The sequence below is a fragment of the Phyllobacterium sp. CCNWLW109 genome, assembly GCF_037203905.1.
Taxonomy (GTDB): domain Bacteria; phylum Pseudomonadota; class Alphaproteobacteria; order Rhizobiales; family Rhizobiaceae; genus Phyllobacterium; species Phyllobacterium ifriqiyense.
The window spans coordinates 83689-102012 of sequence record NZ_JBBCBK010000006.1; the positions used below are offsets into that span (position 1 = coordinate 83689).

The 18324-nt window shown below is 53.1% G+C and carries 14 protein-coding genes; 9 read left to right on the top strand and 5 right to left on the bottom strand.

What is annotated here, in order from left to right:
- The first annotated feature begins 420 nt into the window (after window positions 1–420).
- The 7 genes from topA to V9K92_RS22185 all read left to right on the top strand — a co-directional run bounded on the left by topA (window position 421) and on the right by V9K92_RS22185 (window position 8940).
- Window positions 421–3030 (top strand): type I DNA topoisomerase, encoded by a 2610-nt coding sequence (gene topA / locus V9K92_RS22155; protein WP_115053196.1) that lies wholly within the window; start codon window positions 421–423, stop codon window positions 3028–3030.
- A gap of 99 nt (window positions 3031–3129) precedes the next feature.
- A complete protein-coding gene (rnr, locus tag V9K92_RS22160; RefSeq protein WP_337354997.1) occupies window positions 3130–5391 on the top strand; it encodes a ribonuclease R in 2262 nt (753 codons plus the stop codon).
- Window positions 5388–5813 (top strand): DUF983 domain-containing protein, encoded by a 426-nt coding sequence (locus V9K92_RS22165; RefSeq protein WP_115053197.1) that lies wholly within the window; start codon window positions 5388–5390, stop codon window positions 5811–5813. Before rnr ends, V9K92_RS22165 begins: the two co-directional genes overlap by 4 nt.
- Before the next feature lie 7 nt (window positions 5814–5820).
- On the top strand, window positions 5821–6561 hold the full coding sequence (locus tag V9K92_RS22170; RefSeq protein WP_115053198.1) for an NUDIX hydrolase: 741 nt from the start codon (window positions 5821–5823) through the stop codon (window positions 6559–6561).
- Between the two features lie 3 nt (window positions 6562–6564).
- Window positions 6565–7737 (top strand): MFS transporter, encoded by a 1173-nt coding sequence (locus V9K92_RS22175; protein ID WP_337354990.1) that lies wholly within the window; start codon window positions 6565–6567, stop codon window positions 7735–7737.
- A gap of 533 nt (window positions 7738–8270) precedes the next feature.
- The gene (rpmG, locus tag V9K92_RS22180) at window positions 8271–8438 is read left to right on the top strand and encodes a 50S ribosomal protein L33 (RefSeq protein ID WP_008122896.1); all 168 of its coding nucleotides are present in this window, start codon (window positions 8271–8273) and stop codon (window positions 8436–8438) included.
- A 94-nt stretch (window positions 8439–8532) separates the two neighbouring features.
- The gene (locus tag V9K92_RS22185) at window positions 8533–8940 is read left to right on the top strand and encodes a GNAT family N-acetyltransferase (RefSeq protein WP_337354991.1); all 408 of its coding nucleotides are present in this window, start codon (window positions 8533–8535) and stop codon (window positions 8938–8940) included.
- Between the two features lie 7 nt (window positions 8941–8947).
- Here the strand turns inward: V9K92_RS22185 and V9K92_RS22190 are convergent, their stop codons facing one another.
- Together V9K92_RS22190 and V9K92_RS22195 are read right to left on the bottom strand one after the other, a co-directional pair.
- Window positions 8948–10327: a PleD family two-component system response regulator gene (locus V9K92_RS22190; protein WP_115053201.1), complete on the bottom strand. Its 1380-nt coding sequence runs from the start codon at window positions 10325–10327 to the stop codon at window positions 8948–8950.
- A gap of 18 nt (window positions 10328–10345) precedes the next feature.
- A complete protein-coding gene (locus V9K92_RS22195) occupies window positions 10346–10717 on the bottom strand; it encodes a response regulator (RefSeq protein WP_008122893.1) in 372 nt (123 codons plus the stop codon).
- 337 nt (window positions 10718–11054) lie between these two features.
- Between V9K92_RS22195 and V9K92_RS22200 the strand changes: the two genes are divergently transcribed.
- On the top strand, window positions 11055–11339 hold the full coding sequence (locus V9K92_RS22200; RefSeq protein ID WP_115053202.1) for a DUF3572 domain-containing protein: 285 nt from the start codon (window positions 11055–11057) through the stop codon (window positions 11337–11339).
- A gap of 84 nt (window positions 11340–11423) precedes the next feature.
- On the top strand, window positions 11424–12740 hold the full coding sequence (locus V9K92_RS22205) for a DNA polymerase IV (RefSeq protein ID WP_337354992.1): 1317 nt from the start codon (window positions 11424–11426) through the stop codon (window positions 12738–12740).
- Between the two features lie 109 nt (window positions 12741–12849).
- Here V9K92_RS22205 and dnaE read toward each other — a convergent pair whose 3' ends face one another.
- From dnaE to V9K92_RS22220, 3 genes are all read right to left on the bottom strand, one after another.
- Entirely contained in the window at window positions 12850–16320 is a 3471-nt protein-coding gene (gene dnaE, locus V9K92_RS22210; RefSeq protein ID WP_337354998.1) for a DNA polymerase III subunit alpha, read from the bottom strand.
- Window positions 16321–16709: 389 nt separating this feature from the next.
- Entirely contained in the window at window positions 16710–17390 is a 681-nt protein-coding gene (locus tag V9K92_RS22215; protein WP_115053204.1) for an ABC transporter ATP-binding protein, read from the bottom strand.
- 1 nt (window position 17391) lies between these two features.
- Window positions 17392–18324 (bottom strand): lipoprotein-releasing ABC transporter permease subunit (locus tag V9K92_RS22220; protein ID WP_337354993.1); only part of this gene is annotated, 933 nt, incomplete at its 5' end.

The following is an 18324-nucleotide window of genomic DNA, read 5'->3' on the forward strand; positions in this document are numbered from 1 at the left end:
ATCCATATTGTTGGTTTTTGCCATTACACGTAATTCACCAAGCATTTGCTGAATAAATCTCGCGCTTTCGATTTCATTAATTTCCTTGCTGCTCATAAATGTTACCCTCAAATACAATTTAATATCTAAAATATATGTTATACGCGGCTAAGAGCATTCAAATTTAAGTTAATATAAGCTTCTGTTTTTAATGCTTTTTCCACGCAACCAAAAACAGTTGCATGAATCAGTTCTCCCTTTGCACCTGAATTCAAATTACCATTAATTGCACAAGACCGGCGAGCAACTCAGGGTTGTATTTCACGATTTTTCGCTTACAGACCTTGACGTTGTGTGTAAGCCTGTTCATTTCACAGGCCAATTCCGAACTGAAATTAGTGCTTTTGTAATCTGACAAGGGCAGGAAAGCTCAATTCTGCAATGAACGTTGTTGTCGTCGAATCGCCTGCCAAGGCCAAAACCATCAATAAATATCTCGGCTCGGGTTACACCGTCCTGGCTTCGTTTGGCCATGTCCGTGACCTGCCTGCCAAGGATGGGTCTGTGCGCCCGGATGATGATTTTTCCATGTCCTGGGAGGTGGATTCAGCCTCATCCAAGCGCCTTGGGGATATTGTAAAGGCTCTCAAAGACAGTGACGGCCTCATTCTCGCAACCGATCCGGATCGCGAGGGTGAAGCCATTTCGTGGCATGTGCTGGAGGTTTTGCAGCAGAAAAAGGCGATCGGCAAAAAGTCGGTCAAGCGTGTTGTATTCAACGCAATAACCAAGGGTGCCGTGCTTGAAGCCATGGCCAACCCGCGTGACATTGATATGCCGTTGGTTGACGCCTATTTGGCGCGCCGAGCGCTGGATTATCTGTTCGGCTTCACGCTTTCGCCCGTACTTTGGCGCAAATTACCCGGTGCTCGATCCGCTGGGCGTGTGCAATCGGTTGCATTGCGGCTTGTCGCGGATCGCGAAGCGGAAATCGAACGTTTTGTTCGCGAAGAATACTGGAACATCGCTGCGCTGCTCAAGACTCCGCGTAATGATGGCTTTGAAGCGCGTCTGGTTTCCGTCGATGGCAAGAAGCTCGGCAAGCTGGACATAAAGAACGGCGAGCAGGCAGGCGAGATTCGCACCATGCTTGAAGGCGCAGCTTTCAAGGCGGCGTCTGTTGAAGCCAAGCCGATCAAGCGCAGCCCTGGACCTCCCTTTACCACATCCAGCTTGCAGCAGGCAGCATCGGGCCAACTCGGCTTCTCCGCTTCGCGTACCATGCAAATCGCGCAAAAGCTTTATGAAGGTATGGATCTTGGCAGTGAGACTGCCGGTCTGATCACCTATATGCGTACGGATGGCGTGCAGATGGCACCGGAGGCTGTCCAGGCAGCGCGCCAGACCATCGGCAAGGTATTCGGCGAAAAATATGTGCCGGAAAAGCCGCGCTTCTACTCGACAAAAGCCAAGAATGCGCAGGAAGCCCACGAAGCAATCCGCCCGACGGACTTCAACCGGCATCCAAAGGATATGCGCAAGTTTCTTGATGCGGATCAGGCCAAGCTTTACGAGCTGATCTGGAAACGTGCGATTGCCAGCCAAATGCAATCGGCTGATATTGAGCGGACCACTGTCGAAATCGATGCAAACAATGGAGCGCGATCGGCCCAGCTACGTGCCACCGGTTCTGTCGTTCGTTTCGACGGGTTCCTGGGTGCCTACACGGATCATCGCGAAGAAGAAGATGTTGATGAAGACGGCGCACGTCTTCCTGAGGTTCGCGCTGGCGAGGCTCTTGCCCGCGAAAAAATCAATGCCACACAGCATTCGACCGAACCGCCGCCTCGCTATTCGGAAGCCACGCTCATCAAGAAAATGGAAGAGCTCGGCATTGGGCGTCCTTCCACCTACGCCTCGACACTCGCGACATTGCGTGACCGCGAATATATAACGATCGAGAAAAGAAAACTCATTCCGGAAGCAAAGGGCCGTCTGGTCATCGCGTTTTTGGAAAGTTTCTTCCAGCGTTATGTCGAATATGATTTCACGGCGGACCTCGAAGAGAAGCTTGATGAGATTTCCGATGGCAAGCTCAAGTGGAAAGATGTCCTGCGCGCCTTCTGGACGGATTTCTTCGGTTCTGTCGATGGAATCAAGGAGCTGCGCGTAACCAATGTGCTCGACGCACTGAATGATCGCCTCGGACCGCTTGTGTTCCCTCCCCGTGAGGACGGTAGCGATCCGCGCATTTGTCAGGTCTGCGGTACGGGTAATCTGTCGCTCAAGCTTGGGAAATACGGCGCTTTCGTCGGTTGCTCGAACTATCCGGAATGCAAATTCACCCGTCAGCTGGGCGGTAGCGAGGCTGCAAGCGAAAATGGCAATGGCGGCGATGAGCCGAAACTGCTTGGTAAAGATCCTTATACGGATGAGGATATTACTGCCCGCAATGGCCGGTTTGGTCCTTATGTGCAACGCGGCGAAGGCAAGGAAGCCAAGCGCGCCAGCTTGCCAAAAGGCTGGACATTCGATGCGCTCGACCATGAAAAGGCGCTGGCACTTCTGTCGTTGCCGCGCGATGTCGGCCAGCATCCTGAAACGCAAAAAATGATTTCGGCTGGTATTGGCCGTTATGGCCCCTATCTTACCCATGATGGCACTTATGCCAATCTGGAAAATGCCGATGAAGTTTTCACAATCGGTCTGAACCGGGCTGTGACAGTCATTGCGGAGAAGCAGGCCAAAGGTCCAGGACGCGGGCGGGGTACGCCAGCGGCTCTTAAAGAACTTGGCGAGCATCCCGATGGCGGCCCGATTACAGTTCGCGATGGCAAATATGGGCCTTACGTTAATTGGGGTAAGGTCAATGCCACACTGCCCAAAGGCAAAGATCCGGCTGGCGTCAGCGTTGAGGAAGCGCTTGTATTGATTGCCGCAAAAGCTGGTTCGGCGCCGAAAAAGAAAGCGCCAGCCAAAAAAACAGCGGCAAAAAAGCCCGCAGTCAAAAAGGCGGCTCCTAAAAAAGCCGCAGCGAAAAAAGCAAGTTAGGATAAAGAATTGGCACGCCGTATCTCTCCACCCAGCGGAAAAAAAAGGCCTGCCCATTCTGCCACTTCCGGCCTTATCAAGCCAGTTCGTGAAGCTCGCATGCCCAGCCGCGAGGAAATTCTCCAGTTCATCAAGGAGAATCCCGATCTGGCCGGAAAGCGGGATATCGCCAAGGCCTTCAATCTGAAGGGCGATGCCCGTATTGCTCTGAAAGATATTCTGCGCGATCTGGCTGGCGACGGTCTGGTTGAAAAACGTGCCAAGCGTCTCGCCGTGCCTGGAAGCCTGCCAAGTGTAGCAGTTCTTGACATTACCGGACGCGAAGGCGATGGCGGCTTGATAGCAAAACCAACCGAATGGGAAGCAACCCATGCGGATGAACGCCCGCCGGTCGTTTTCATCCGCGCCTCGCGCGGGCACAAAGGCCCTGCTGTCGGTGTTGGTGATCGCGTGCTTGCCCGTATCTTCCAAGGTGCTGATCCAAGCGGTCCAGCCTATACGGGCCGCGTCATCAAGAAGATTGAGCATCGCAAGGATGCCGTGCTTGGCGTTCTGCGCAAACTCGACAATGGCGAATGGCGTCTTGAACCTGTCGAACGTCGTCAGGCTGAACTTGCCATCGATCCGGCACAACTCGACAACGCCAAGGTTAATGATCTGGTCGAGGTCGAGGTCTCGAAGATAAGCCGCTACGGTCTTGCCCTTGGGCGCATTACCCAGATCATCGGTTCAGTTGCCAGTGAAAAAGCCCTGTCCATGATCGCTATTCATGAACATGAGATACCGCACGTCTTTCCTGACAGCGTTATGGCCGAAGCGGAAAAGGCGAAGCCCGCGACCATGGCCCACCGCGAGGACTGGCGCAATGTCCCGCTCGTCACCATCGATCCGGCCGATGCCAAGGATCATGATGATGCCGTATATGCGGAGCCCGATACGGACGAGAAGAATATCGGCGGATATATTGCGACCGTTGCCATTGCCGATGTTGCGGCCTATGTGACGCCGGATTCACAGCTCGACCGGGAAGCATTGAAGCGGGGCAATTCTGTTTATTTCCCTGACCGGGTTGTGCCGATGCTCCCTGAGCGCATCTCCAACGATTTGTGTTCACTCAAAGAATTGGTGGATCGCCCCGCCCTGGCCGTTCGCATGATTTTTGACAGCGAGGGGCGTAAAATCTCGCATACATTCCATCGCATCATGATGCGCTCCCATGCGCGCCTGTCCTATCCGCAGGCGCAGGCTGCGATTGATGGCGCAACGGATGAGAAAACAGCGCCTATTCTTGATACGATCCTCAAGCCGCTTTGGGCTGCATATGCCGCTTTGAAACGTGGACGCGATGCGCGCGAGCCGCTCGAACTTGATTTGCCGGAAAAGAAGATTTTGCTGACGCCCGAAGGTGGTGTCGACAAGGTCATTATCCCGCCCCGCCTTGATGCGCACAAGCTCATCGAGGAATTCATGATCCAGGCGAATGTTGCTGCTGCCGAAACGTTGGAGCGCAAGAAACAGCCGCTCATCTTCCGGATTCACGACGCCCCATCTTTGGCAAAACAGGAAGGCCTGCGGGAATTCCTGCGCACGCTCGACATCTCGCTCGCTCGCGGCGCTGATATGCGTCCCAGCCACTTCAACAATATATTGAAGCGCGTTGATGGTTCTGAACAGCAGGACATGGTCAATCAGGTCGTGCTGCGTTCGCAATCGCAGGCCGAGTATAATCCAGCCAATATCGGGCATTTCGGCCTCAACCTGATGCGCTATGCGCACTTCACCTCGCCGATCCGCCGCTATGCCGACCTTATCGTGCATCGTGCGCTTATTTCAGCGTTAGGTTTGGGCCCCGATGGCATCACGCCCAAGGAGGAAGCCGCGCTAGCCGAGATTGCAGCGCTCATTTCCACCTCTGAACGACGCGCCATGGCAGCCGAACGGGCCACCGTGGACCGCCTGATAGCGCATCATCTTGCCGATAAGATCGGTGCGAGTTTCGAAGGCCGCGTGCAGGGTGTGACCAAAGCTGGTCTTTTTGTCTCACTTGCGACATATGGTGCCGATGGCTTCATCCCCATTTCAACTCTGGGTGATGACTACTATCATTATGACGAAACCAATCACGCGCTGTCCGGCGAACGCAGCGGCAAGGGATTTCGTCTCGGTGATAATGTCGAGGTACGTCTCGTGGAAGCCTTGCCCGTCGCCGGCGCGTTACGATTTGAAATGCTGACAGAGCCACACCCGGTTCCCAGCGGCGTGCGCTCGCATCACAAGGCGACACGCTCTGCAGGCAACGGCCAGAAACGTTTTCCTGGCGGGTCGCGCGGCAAGCCGGGAGGCCGGAGAGGTCGAGGATGACAGAACAGCTTATTGGAAAAAGCATCGCACAGGCGAAACCGCATCGGCCTGTCGGTCAGGCCATGTGGCGCGGTTTTCTAGGCCGCTGCCCGCATTGCGGCCAAGGAAAACTCTTCCGAGCCTTCGTGAAATCAGTCGATAATTGTTCCGTATGCGGTGAAGATTATACGCATCATCAGGCCGATGATTTCCCCGCCTATATAACCATCACAATTGTCGGGCATATTGTGCTTGGCGGCTTTCTGGCGATGGAAACACTTGTCATATTGTCGAACTGGGCGCATCTGGCAATATGGGTACCGCTGACGATCATCATGTCGCTCGCGTTGCTCCAGCCGGTAAAAGGCGCGATTATAGGCTTGCAATGGGCAAATTACATGCACGGGTTTGGCGAGAGCAGCGATCCAAAATCATCGGAATAACAATTTAATGGCCGTGAATGAGCTGAGGAAGCCGGTTCTTGCACAACAGGGCACCCTGAAGAAGCGGATACGCCCGCGCGATGCTGCTTCTCTTCTGATTGTCGACCGTTCCGGCGATGAGTTGCGCATTCTCATGGGAAAGCGTCACATGCGGCATGTCTTCATGCCAGGGAAATTTGTTTTTCCAGGTGGCCGGACAGAGCCGGCCGATGGGCGCATGCAGGCAATCGCAGAATTGTCGGAGCAGGACAGGACCAAGCTTCTCGATGATATGGCGGGGCGTTCGAGCATCACGCGCTGCCGTGCGCTGGCTCTTTCGGCCATCCGCGAGACCTATGAAGAGGCCGGGCTGTTTCTTGGTCAAAGAACTGAGTTCTCGAATGTTTCCCATCCGGACTGGGCTGCTTTTGCCGAGCGCAATGTCATGCCTGACCTTTCCGCGCTTCGCTATTTTGCGCGAGCAATCACCCCGCCCGGCATGCCTCGCCGCTTCGACACGCGGTTTTTTCTGGCATTTCGCGAGGCGGTTGCCGATTCGCTTCCCGAACAAACCGGCCCCTCACAGGAACTCGAGGAACTGGCATGGCTTTCCTTTGCTGAAGCGCTGGAACTTGATATTCCGGACATCACCAGAATTATCATCCGCGAAGCGCAAGGTTTGCTTGAAGCAAATCCTTCTCTTGATCCCGGTAATCCTGTGATCCGTTACCGTTTAAAATACGGGCGATTCGTCCGCGAGGTTATTTGATCCATGGATGCACTTAATTCTGACCGAGTAAAAATCGGTTCGTCCTGGCGCGCGCTTGTAGCGGCCATAGCAACGATCAGCGCCGTTGGTGTCGCCATCGGCCTCGGTATTCCGCTTCTTAGCGTGATCCTCGAAAACCGCGGCCATTCCGCCACGATGATTGGCCTGAACGCCGCTGTTGCGGGCATTGCCTCCATTGTGGCAGCTCCGTTCGCGGCTCCAATCGCTGCGCGATTCGGCGTCGTGCCCACTTTGCTGGCAATGCTGCTTATGGGCGGCCTCGCCTTTTTTGGCTTTCATTTTTTCACCGATTTCTGGATGTGGGTGGTCTTGCGTGTGTTTTTGCACTTCGCACTGACCATGCTCTTCATCCTGTCTGAATACTGGATCAATGCTGCCGCTCCACCCGAAAGGCGCGGCTTGGTGCTCGGCATTTATGGAACAGTGCTTTCCATGGGCTTTGCGCTTGGGCCATGGCTGTTTGCGCAAATAGGCAGTGTGGGAATCACGCCTTTTGCAGTTGGCTTCGGCATTATTGTTGTAGCCATGCTGCCCGTGCTGTTCGCATGGAAAGAGAGCCCTGATTTTCACGAAGAAGAACATGTTCCATTCGCCCCCTTCATCTGGGCAGTACCAACTGCAACCGCTGCTGTCTTTGTTTTCGGTGCTGTCGAAACAGGCGGCTTCGCCTTGTTTCCGGTATTCGGCGCCCGCATCGGCTATAGTGAGGCCAATGCAGCCCTGCTTTTGACAACAATTGGGCTTGGTAACGTTTTGATGCAGATTCCGATTGGTCTGCTCAGCGATCACGTGAAAGACCGACGCAAGATCCTTTTAGCCTGCACGTTGATCGGGCTTCTCGGCATGGGGCTTTTGCCCTTTATCTACTATAGCTGGTATCTTGTCGCTGCCCTGTTGTTTGTGTGGGGCGGTGCCGTGGCCGGGCTCTACACGGTTGGCTTGGCGCATCTTGGATCACAATTGACGGGACGTGAGCTGGCCTCCGCCAATGCAGCCTTTGTGTTTTGCTATGCAGTGGGCATGCTCGTTGGCCCGCAGGCAATCGGCATTGGCATGGACATGATGGGACCAAGCGGCTTCGCCGTTGCTCTGGCGCTGTTCTTTGCTGCTTATGCGCTATTGGTTGGCTCGCGACTCATCAGCCGGAAGGGTTGATTGTTACAACTGCAAGGTGCTGGGACTTTCTCTAAAAGTGCCTTATATTGGTTATCGGAGCGAGAGGCGAGCTTTCGCCCGCCTCTCTTTTCCTTAGTGTTTGAATTGAACCCGGACGGTCATTGACCAGCTCGTCCGGGTTTTCTCACAATAAGGCTGATACAAAACGGCAGATACCGCATCGTTCAATTCCAAGTTTGAAGGTAAGGCTTGTTCCTGTTGTTGGAGAAGCCAATCTCCCCCAATGCACCGCTGGCCGAGTGCTTTCTGCTTTGCCTTCAAAACCTGAAATTACTCGAGCTATTGATGACGTGGTTCTTCACGCTGAACAACAAACGCAGGGTTGAATGTGCCAGACACAAATCATCGCGCCGGTTGTCCATGCACTTGGTGACGCTTTAAAAATCGGGAGATCGCCAGCCAAGGGTTGACTTTTATCGAGGTTGGTTTATGTGTCCGACCAACTTTCCGCTTGATGCCACACTGCTGGACTTGAATAGCGGTCCTTCATACTCAGAACAGGTAGTTTTAAAATGGCTAAGGCTGCGAATATCAAGATCAAGCTTCTGTCGACCGCTGATACCGGTTTCTTTTACGTTACGAGCAAGAACAGCCGTACAAAGACGGAAAAGATGTCTTTCCGCAAGTACGACCCGGTCGCACGCAAGCACGTTGAATTCAAAGAAACCAAGATCAAGTAATCTTGCTTTCTTCAAACAAATCAGCCGCCTTCGGGCGGCTTTTTTGTTGTGGTATTTATTGCTGTATTCTTATTGATTATATTTTGGAAAATACATGGAAATCGATATTTTAACCGGTGATACGCTTCGTGAAGACGAAGTAGTTAGCATTTACAAAGCCAATAATTGGTCCTCCGCGCAAAAGCCCCAAGCTTTGCTGGCAGCACTCAATAACTCCCACACTCTCCTTACGGCACGTTCCAATAACCAGCTGCTGGGATTAGCCAATGCTATTTCTGATGGCCATCTGGGGGTCTATTTCCCCCATTTGATTGTGCACCCCGACTATCAGGGGATGGGCATCGGTCGGAAGTTGATGACAGCCATGCTGCAGCGATATGCTGATTTTCATCAAATTATGCTGACGGCAGATATTGGCGCTCTATCCTTCTACGAAACGCTTGGTTTCGTAAAAGCCGGCAAAACCGTTCCCATGTGGATCTATGCAGGCGGCGACCACTAAGGCGCGGTCACGCAGCCGCCGACACGACCTTGTTGCGCCCCGATGATTTGGCTCCGTAAAGCGCATCATCGGCACGCTTCATCAGATTGTGCACCGTGTCGCCCTCCTGCAGAACGCTTGCAATACCAATGCTGATTGTTACAGGTATGGCTGGGCCCATATTGTTGATCTGGAAAGGCGTCGATGCCACCTCGCGACGGATTCGCTCTGCGACGATGGAGGCCAGTGTCTGATCTGTATCTGGCATCACTATGAAGAATTCCTCGCCGCCATAGCGGCTGGCCAAATCGCTGCCGCGCACATTGCGACGCAGCCGCCTGGCAAATTCACGCAGAACCTCATCGCCGCCATCATGTCCGTATGTATCATTTATCAATTTGAAGCGATCAATATCGGTCATGAGAATCGATAGTGGACGACGACGCTCTACCGCGCGTTTGAACAGCGTTGCCAGATGAGTCTCGAGATAAAGCCGGTTGTGCAGGCCCGTCAGACTGTCAGTCACAGCCATTTCATAGGTTTTCACGACGCTGGCGCGCAGGCCGTCATGATAGGCCTTACGGCGCAGCTGGGTGCGTAGACGCGCGAGAAGCTCGTTCGGATTGACCGGCCGCACCAAATAGTCGTTTATCCCTAGTTCTAAAGCCCGTCGGATCAATGGCTCTTCCCCCATATCCGCCACCAAGATGATCGGCAACGATCTGGTATTGTCCAGCGAGCGCAGCTGCGCGCAAATCCGCAATGGATCAAATGCGGCGAAGCTTGAAGAAATAATAAGGCAATCATGATTGCCTTGCACGGCCTTGAAGAAACCGGTTTGCGGATCACTCTCCACGTCGACCGAACATTCTTCGCCCAATACGCGTTTTATCTTTTCGGTGCTTTCCGGACGTTCATCAATCAACAGAACGCGTGCAAATTTCATCGCCTCGTGGACGCCAGTTGGCAGGCGCAGAATGGATTCGAGCCCCACATCACGGGTCGTTGCCACACGAAGACGCAGTTCATCCGTCAGGTTTTTCAGCCGAACCAGGCTTTTAACGCGCGCCATGAGCTGGAGATCATCGACAGGCTTGGTCAGAAAATCATCAGCACCAAAATTCAAGCCAGTAATCCGGTTTGAATCCTGATCAAGCGCGGTCACGAGAATCACCGGGATGTGGGCCGTTGCCGCTCTCGATTTTAACCGGCGGCAAACTTCAAATCCGTCGAGACCGGGCATCATTACGTCAAGTAAAATGACATCGATATTGCCGTTTTCAGAAATCTCGAGCGCTTCATAACCATCGGTCGCCGTAACCACCTCATAATACTCGGCACGAAGCCGGGCTTCCAGAAGCTTTACATTGGCTGGAACGTCGTCAACGACAAGAATACGGGCCGTCATGTTCAATTCTCCCGACGTTCAAGCGTCGCCAAGGTAGGATTTGATTGTTTCGATGAATTTGGGAACTGAGATAGGTTTGGAGATGTAAGCTTCACACCCACCTTGGCGGATGCGCTCTTCGTCGCCCTTCATTGCAAAGGCCGTCACCGCGATAATGGGAATAACATGAAGGTCGTCATCGGCCTTCAACCACTTTGTGACCTCAAGACCCGACACTTCGGGAAGCTGTATATCCATGAGGATAAGGTCTGGACGATGCTCGCGAGCAAGGTCCAACGCTTCCAAGCCATTGCGTGTGCGTATGGTTTCATAACCACTGGCTTCAATAAGATCGCGGAAGAGCTTCATATTAAGCTCATTATCCTCGACGATCATGACTTTCTTTACCATCGGCAATTTCCTGTTGGTCACTCTCGAAGGATACGGTCCACGCCATGCAAATCTTACGGCGAGACACACAATCCTACCTTTACCAGTTTCTGAAATAACGTCTGATGATTGATGAAAAGAAAACTCTGCCGTTTAATTCAGAAATGCTGCTGATCATGTTTAACCAAGCATTTATTCAACATGTTCTTTTGGATATGTTCAACTGCTATTAGGCTCAAGACTCATTAATCTGGTCTAAATGGATTGAAGCTTTTCATTTGGATAGCAGCGCCAAGGCTTGAGGTAATGTGGTTTATTTTCAAGACCTTCAACACAACTTATGGATGAAATATTCTAGATGCAGAAGATTGACTTGGATGGAGCACACGACCTTGCCATCAATTCGCTTGTGTTCATGTCGCAAGACAGCGAATTGTTCTCCCGCTTCCTGGCTTTGACCGGCATTACCGCCGATCAAATCCGCACGGCCGCACAAGAGCCGGGTTTTCTTGCGGGCGTGTTGCAATTCTATCTGGCGCATGAGCCGACGCTGATGCGTTACTGCACTGAGACCGGCACAGATCCAGCGCTGTTTCAGCAGGCATTGCGCCTGTTGCCCGGCGGGCGTCAGGATGCTTATTGAAACGGTTGGTAAGTCACTGAGGCTTGTTGCAACGCCTCCTACTGTTCGCTAAGGTCCAGACGTTCATTTTATGTTCCGGGCATCATGGCCAGTCTTAACAATCCGCAATTCGGTTTTTGCCGTGACTGCCTGGCCAATCAGGCGCACGAGGCCAAGCGTTGCCAATCATGCGGTAGCCCTCGCTTGCTTCGGCATCCCGAACTTTATCGTCTGGGCATCGCCCACGTGGACTGTGACGCCTTCTATGCGTCGGTTGAAAAACGCGACAACCCCGAACTGCGCAACAAACCTGTCATCATTGGAGGCGGAAAACGTGGCGTTGTTTCAACGGCTTGCTACATTGCCCGCATCCATGGTGTGAAGTCCGCCATGCCTATGTTCAAGGCGCTGGAAGCATGTCCGCACGCCATTGTCATCAAGCCGGATATGGAAAAATATGTCCGAGTCGGGCGCGAGATCAGGCAGATGATGCGCGACCTCACGCCTCTCGTTGAGCCGCTGTCCATTGATGAAGCTTTTCTCGATCTTTCCGGTACTGAACGGCTCCACCATGATCCTCCGGCGCGGGTCATGGCGCAATTTTCTAATCGGGTTGAACGTGAGTTGGGATTATCGGTTTCGGTCGGTCTTTCCTATTGCAAATTCCTCGCCAAGATCGCCTCCGATTTCGAAAAACCGCGTGGCTTTTCAATTATCGGTGAAGAAGAGGCCCTCACCTTTTTGCGCGACAAGCCCGTGACAATGATCTGGGGTGTCGGCAAGGCTTTTAATGCAACCTTGGAGCGAGATGGCATTCGTACCATTGGTCAATTGCAAACCATGGAGCTTGGTCCCCTGATGCGCTCCTATGGCACCATGGGTCAGAGGCTGTACCGTTTGTCTCGCGGCATGGACACAAGACGGGTTGAGCCTGAAGGTGAAAGCAAGAGTGTTTCCGCAGAGACAACGTTCAATGAAGACATCTCGTCAATGGAAGAGCTCGTCGCCATTTTGCGGGCCCTGTCAGAGAAAGTATCCCGACGGTTAAAAGCAGCCGACATTGCTGGGCGAACCATCGTTCTCAAGTTGAAGTCACGCGACTTCAAATTGAAGACCCGTAATCGTCAGCTCGCCGATCCGACCCAGCTTGCCGACAGGATTTTTCGGACAGGTGTTTCGCTGCTTGAAAAGGAAATTGACGGCACCCGCTATCGCTTGATCGGGATCGGAGTGAGCGATCTCACCGACGACGGCAGAGCCGACCCGCTCGATCTTGTTGATGTGCAGGCTACTAAACGCGCAGTTGCCGAAACTGCCATAGACAAGCTACGCGGGAAATTTGGCAATCAAGCCGTGGAAACAGGATATACATTCGGCAAGATAAAATCACGCGCAAAAGAAGCGCCGGATGAAATAGATTAGCGGAAAAAAGCTGAGATAGTCTGAACTTTTACTCAAAAATGCCAGAAAACAGGCGATTTTTGCTGAAAAAATTCAATCTGCAATTGCAATATAGTTGCGCTAGTTGAATTCAACCCATTTCAACTTCGACAATGCCGGGAATAGCCTTCATGGCGCTCGCTATTTGCGGGCCTATCCGGTAGCGGTTAGGCAGTTCAATCTCAACTTCATTGGCACCGTTCTGCTTGATCAGAATAAGGCTGACAATCTGCCCGTCATTTTGCGGCGTCAAATAGGGCGCAATAGCCGCCAGAGGCTCGCTGGAGCGCATATATAGCCGCAACGCCTTCTGCATGCGTGTAGCTTCATCTTCAAGCGAATGTGCCGTCTGTATGCGCAGGCTAATGCCCTCAGGCCTGTCCTCTGCGCCAACTGTGATGACAACGGAACGGCCCGGTTCCAGCAAGTCGCGGAATTGCGCCAGCGCTTCTGAAAATAGGATCGCTTCAAATTGCCCTGAGGAATCAGAGAATTGGATGATTCCCATCTTGTTGCCAGTTTTGGTACGACGTTCCTGCTTTGCGGTAATTGTACCTGCCAGCCGCCCGGCATTGGCACCACGCTTCACTGCCGCAGAAAACTCTGACCAGGTTTGAACGCGCATTTTGTCGAGGATGGGTTGATATTCATCAAGAGGATGCGCGGAAAGATAAAAGCCCGCCGCCTCAAATTCCCGTCGCAGTTTTTCTGATGAAAGCCAAGGGCTTACGGACGGAAGCTGAATTGTTTGTGCAGTTGCTGCCATACCGCCGAAAATGTCCGTTTGACCGCTGACACTGTCTTCTTGTGTGCGTTGCGCATGACCAATTATACGATCCAGACCGGCGATAAGTGCTGGCCGCTCCCGTCCAAAACAGTCAAATGCGCCAACATTGATAAGGCTTTCGAACACCCGCCTGTTGACGACGCGCGGATCGATCCGCTCACAAAAATCTTCAAGGCTGGCATAAGGCGTCGATCCGCGCTTTTCGACAATATGATCGACAGCGGCTTCACCAACGCCTTTGATGGCGGCCAACGAATAGTAGATGCGGTTTTCGCCGACTTCAAATAGCCGGTAGGACGTATTGACCGAAGGCGTGACAACCTCGATACCGAGCCGCACAGCTTCACGCCGGAAATCATTGAGCTTGTCCGTGTTCGACATATCGTAAGTCATTGACGCGGCTAAGAATTCAACCGGGTAATGCGCTTTCATATAGGCGGTCTGGAACGATACGATAGCGTAAGCGGCCGCATGGGATTTATTGAAGCCATAATCGGCAAACTTCGCCAGGAGGTCGAAAATAAAGTTGGCCTGCGGCTTTGTCACGCCCCGCTCAACGGCGCCATCAACAAAGCGAACTCGCTGCAAATCCATTTCAGAGCGGATTTTCTTACCCATGGCGCGCCGCAGAAGATCGGCTTCACCGAGCGTATAGCCCGACATTTCCTGCGCGATCTGCATCACCTGCTCCTGGTAGATGATGACGCCCTGCGTTTCTTTGACGAGGTGATCGATCTTTGGATGGATCGACGCCATTTCTTCATCGCCGTTTTTACGCGCATTGTAGGTCGGGATGTTTTCCATTGGACCTGGACGATAAAGCGCAACAAGCGCGATAATATCCTCGATCCGGTCAGGTTTCATACCAATCAGCGCCTTGCGCATGCCGGTACTTTCCACCTGAAACACGCCGACAGTCTCGCCGCGCGACAGCATCTCGTAAGTCGGTTTATCGTCGAAAGGCAGATTTGAGAGATCCACGATTATATCGCGGCGACGGACCAGATTCACCGCAGTTTGAAGAACTGTCAGCGTTTTCAGGCCGAGAAAGTCGAATTTGACCAGCCCGGCCTCTTCCACCATCTTCATGTTAAACTGCGTAACCGGCATGTCGGAACGCGGATCCCGATACATCGGGACGAGTTCAGAAAGTGGGCGGTCACCAATGACGATACCGGCAGCATGCGTCGATGCGTGCCGGTAAAGGCCTTCGAGTTTCAAAGCAATATCAAGCAAACGCTCGACGACTGGCTCCTTATCGCGCTCTTCGCGAAGTCTTGGCTCGTCCTCGATAGCCTTTGAAAGCGTTACCGGGTTGGCGGGATTGGCAGGAACCATCTTTGTCAGGCGATCCACCTGCCCGTATGGCATTTCAAGAACGCGCCCGACGTCACGCAAGACAGCGCGCGCCTGCAATGTTCCGAACGTTATGATTTGCGCTACCTGATCGCGCCCATATTTTGCCTGAACATAACGGATGACCTCGTCACGCCGTTCCTGACAGAAGTCGATGTCAAAGTCAGGCATAGAAACGCGGTCGGGATTGAGAAAGCGTTCGAATAGAAGTGAGAATCGCAGCGGATCGACATCCGTAATAGTCAGAGCGTAGGCAACAAGCGAGCCAGCACCAGAACCACGCCCCGGCCCAACAGGAATATCATGCGCCTTTGCCCATTTGATGAAGTCCGAAACGATAAGGAAGTACCCGGGATACTTCATTCGGGTAATGACGGAAATCTCATATTCGAGACGTTCGGCATATTCTTCCCGTGTATGGGCTCCCGCAAGCCCTACAGTCGCAATCCGCTGTTCAAGCCCTTCGCGGGCCTGGCGCGCAAGCTCTTCCGCCTCTGCTGCCAATGCAGCTTCAGGATCGGCGCTTTCTCCGGTAAAGCGCGGCAAAATCGGAGCGCGATTCTTCGGGTAGTACGAACAGCGCATGGCGATTTCGACAGTGTTTTCTACAGCCTCCGGCAAATCAGCGAAGAGCTCCACCATCTCATCTTCGCTCTTGAGATAGTGGTCCGGACTAAGGCGGCGCCTGTCGTCAATCGATAGCAGCGATCCAGATGCGATTGCCAGCAAGGCATCGTGGGCTTCATAGTCGGCACTCTTGGAGAAGAACACGTCGTTGGTGGCAACAAGCGGGAGTTCCAGCTCATAGGCCAGGTCCACCTGTGTCGCTTCCAACGCCTTGTCATAACCGCGATGGCGCTGCAACTCGACATAAAGTCTGTCGCCGAACAGTGATTTTAGCATCAAAAGCCGCTGGCGGGCACGATCAATCCGATCATCCTTGATTGCCTTGGCAACAGCACCCTCTGGTCCGCCGGATAGCATGATAATGCCATCCGTTTTTCCTGCCAGCCAGCTGGAAACTATGTGGACCGGATCACCAGAGGGAGTTTCAAGATAAGCCCGGCTGACAAGCCGAACGAGATTGGCATAGCCCTCTTCCGTCGCCGCCAGCAAAACCAGTGGCGCGAGCCCGAGCGCTTCACGCCGGTTTACATTGCGGCTCTCCTCGGTCTGGTCGTGAAATGCGATATCCATCTGACAGCCGATGATAGGCTGCAATCCGGCTTTAGAGCCTTTCTGCGCAAACTCAAGAGCGCCGAAAAGATTGTTTGTGTCAGTAATTGCAATGGCGGGAGCCTTGCTGGCCACAGCAAGGTCGATCACCTTGGGAACCTGCAACGCGCCTTCAAGCAATGAATATGCGGAATGAACTCTCAGATGGACAAAGCGCAATGGGCGCTTGCCTGCATTGCTCATATTGCCGTGCCCATCTGCCACTTTTTATCTCCGATACTGAACGGAGAACCGATTCCACCGCGCGCATATAGTCCGATATGCGCGATGAGGTGTCTACTCAAATTGAACGTTTGGGCCGCGTGAACAGTGGATAGTCGGGGCTCGCTCAATCATCCCCGAAGGTCTGTTTCTTCAGATGACGCTCACCCACATCGCGAATGTCGCAATGAAGAGACTGACGGTAACAAATGACATCACATCCTGGAAAAGTTCGCTCATCGGTAAAACCCTTCTTTGTTTGCACTATGTATATGTTTTGTTCCATTTTTGTTCTAAAGTCAAGCGCATCTGTGGCATGGTGAGTGCTATGGTTTTCAAATTACTAATGAGAGGTAAATACTGCTGACTAATCAGAGATTGGTGATCTTGCCGTCTTTCAACGTAACACGTCGATCCATACGCCGGGCAAGTTCATGATTATGCGTAGCAATCATTGCCGACAGGCCGGATTGACGAACAAGCGCCTCCAGTGCTTCGAACACGTAAGATGAGGTAACGGGGTCGAGATTGCCCGTAGGCTCATCGGCGAGTAATACAAGCGGCGCGTTGGCCACAGCGCGGGCAATCGCCACTCTTTGCTGTTCACCGCCGGAAAGTTCGCTCGGGCGGTGAGCTGCCCTCGCCCCGACCTTCATATAGTCGAGCAGCTGCTGAGCACGTTCCGAGGCAACGCCCGGCTTCATGCCGCGAATCATCTGAGGCATCATCACATTCTCGAGAGCAGAAAATTCGGGCAGAAGATGGTGGAACTGATAAACAAATCCCACATCATTGCGACGGATGGCCGTCCGCTCTTCGTCCGACAAAGAACCGCAGGAGCGCCCGTCAAGAATCACATCGCCACTATCGGGCCGCTCAAGCAAACCGGCAGTGTGCAGCAATGTCGATTTCCCTGCACCCGAAGGCGCAACGAGCGCAACCATTTCTCCCTTGCCCAGAGAAAAACTGGCATTGTCGAGAATGATGAGTTCGCGGCCGATTTCATCATAGCGGCGACCGACATTCGTCAGCTGCAAAATAGGCCCGGCCATTTTATTCGTACCTCAGAGCTTCAACGGGATCGAGTTTGGCTGCGCGCCAAGCGGGGAAAAGCGTCGCCAAAAACGATAGGACAAGCGCCATGAGAATTACAGTAAAGGTCTCGTTGAAGTCCATTTTGGCCGGAAGAGTACTTAGGAAATAGAGTTCAGGATTGAAGAGTGTCGTTCCGGAAAGCCAGGAGAAAAACTCCCTGATCCGTTCGACATTGAGGCAGACGACGACGCCAAGCACGACCCCGGCAATCGTACCAGTCACGCCGATGGCTGCGCCAGTCATCAAGAATATGCGCAGGATGGAATTTCGCGTTGCACCCATGGTTCGAAGGATGGCGATATCGCGGCCCTTGTCTTTCACGAGCATGATGAGTCCCGATATGATGTTCAACGCCGCGACGAGCACGATAAGCGTCAGAATCATGAACATAACATTGCGCTCAACTTGAAGTGCGGAAAAGAAAGTCTGGTTGCGTTGTCGCCAATCGGTCAACATGACAGAGCGCTGTGCCGCTTCTTCAATCGGCTTTTTCAGTGCGTCAACATCATCCGGTTTGTCGGCAAATATTTCGATCGATTGAACCTTGTTGTCCTGATTGAAATAGAGCTGCGATTCCTCGAGCGGCATGAGCACGATTGAGGCGTCATATTCTGACATGCCAATCTCAAAAATGGCAGTCACCGGGTAAGATTTGACCCGTGGTGCCATCCCAAGCGGCGTCACATCGCCATCAGGAGAAATCAGCGTCAGCCGGTCACCGAGGCCCAAGCCCATATTCTCGGCCATGCGCGTACCTATTGCCACGCCGCCTGCGGTGTTAAAACCCTGAAATGTGCCCTGCCGTACGTTCTTCGCCACAAGTTGCAGCTTGGCGATATCGTCTTCGCGCAAACCGCGGACAAGCGCGCCTGATCCGGCCCCCACATTGCC

Excerpts from the sequence above, each read along its gene's own strand:
- rpmG (WP_008122896.1), top strand. The coding sequence starts at position 8,271 with ATGGCTAAGGCTGCGAATATCAAGATCAAGCTTCTGTCGACCGCTGAT.
- V9K92_RS22175 (WP_337354990.1), top strand. The coding sequence starts at position 6,565 with ATGGATGCACTTAATTCTGACCGAGTAAAAATCGGTTCGTCCTGGCGC.
- dnaE (WP_337354998.1), bottom strand. The coding sequence starts at position 16,320 with ATGAGCAATGCAGGCAAGCGCCCATTGCGCTTTGTCCATCTGAGAGTT.
- V9K92_RS22170 (WP_115053198.1), top strand. The coding sequence starts at position 5,821 with ATGGCCGTGAATGAGCTGAGGAAGCCGGTTCTTGCACAACAGGGCACC.
- topA (WP_115053196.1), top strand. The coding sequence starts at position 421 with ATGAACGTTGTTGTCGTCGAATCGCCTGCCAAGGCCAAAACCATCAAT.
- V9K92_RS22205 (WP_337354992.1), top strand. The coding sequence starts at position 11,424 with ATGGCCAGTCTTAACAATCCGCAATTCGGTTTTTGCCGTGACTGCCTG.
- V9K92_RS22190 (WP_115053201.1), bottom strand. The coding sequence starts at position 10,327 with ATGACGGCCCGTATTCTTGTCGTTGACGACGTTCCAGCCAATGTAAAG.
- V9K92_RS22195 (WP_008122893.1), bottom strand. The coding sequence starts at position 10,717 with ATGGTAAAGAAAGTCATGATCGTCGAGGATAATGAGCTTAATATGAAG.
- V9K92_RS22165 (WP_115053197.1), top strand. The coding sequence starts at position 5,388 with ATGACAGAACAGCTTATTGGAAAAAGCATCGCACAGGCGAAACCGCAT.
- V9K92_RS22185 (WP_337354991.1), top strand. The coding sequence starts at position 8,533 with ATGGAAATCGATATTTTAACCGGTGATACGCTTCGTGAAGACGAAGTA.
- rnr (WP_337354997.1), top strand. The coding sequence starts at position 3,130 with ATGCCCAGCCGCGAGGAAATTCTCCAGTTCATCAAGGAGAATCCCGAT.
- V9K92_RS22215 (WP_115053204.1), bottom strand. The coding sequence starts at position 17,390 with ATGGCCGGGCCTATTTTGCAGCTGACGAATGTCGGTCGCCGCTATGAT.
- V9K92_RS22200 (WP_115053202.1), top strand. The coding sequence starts at position 11,055 with ATGCAGAAGATTGACTTGGATGGAGCACACGACCTTGCCATCAATTCG.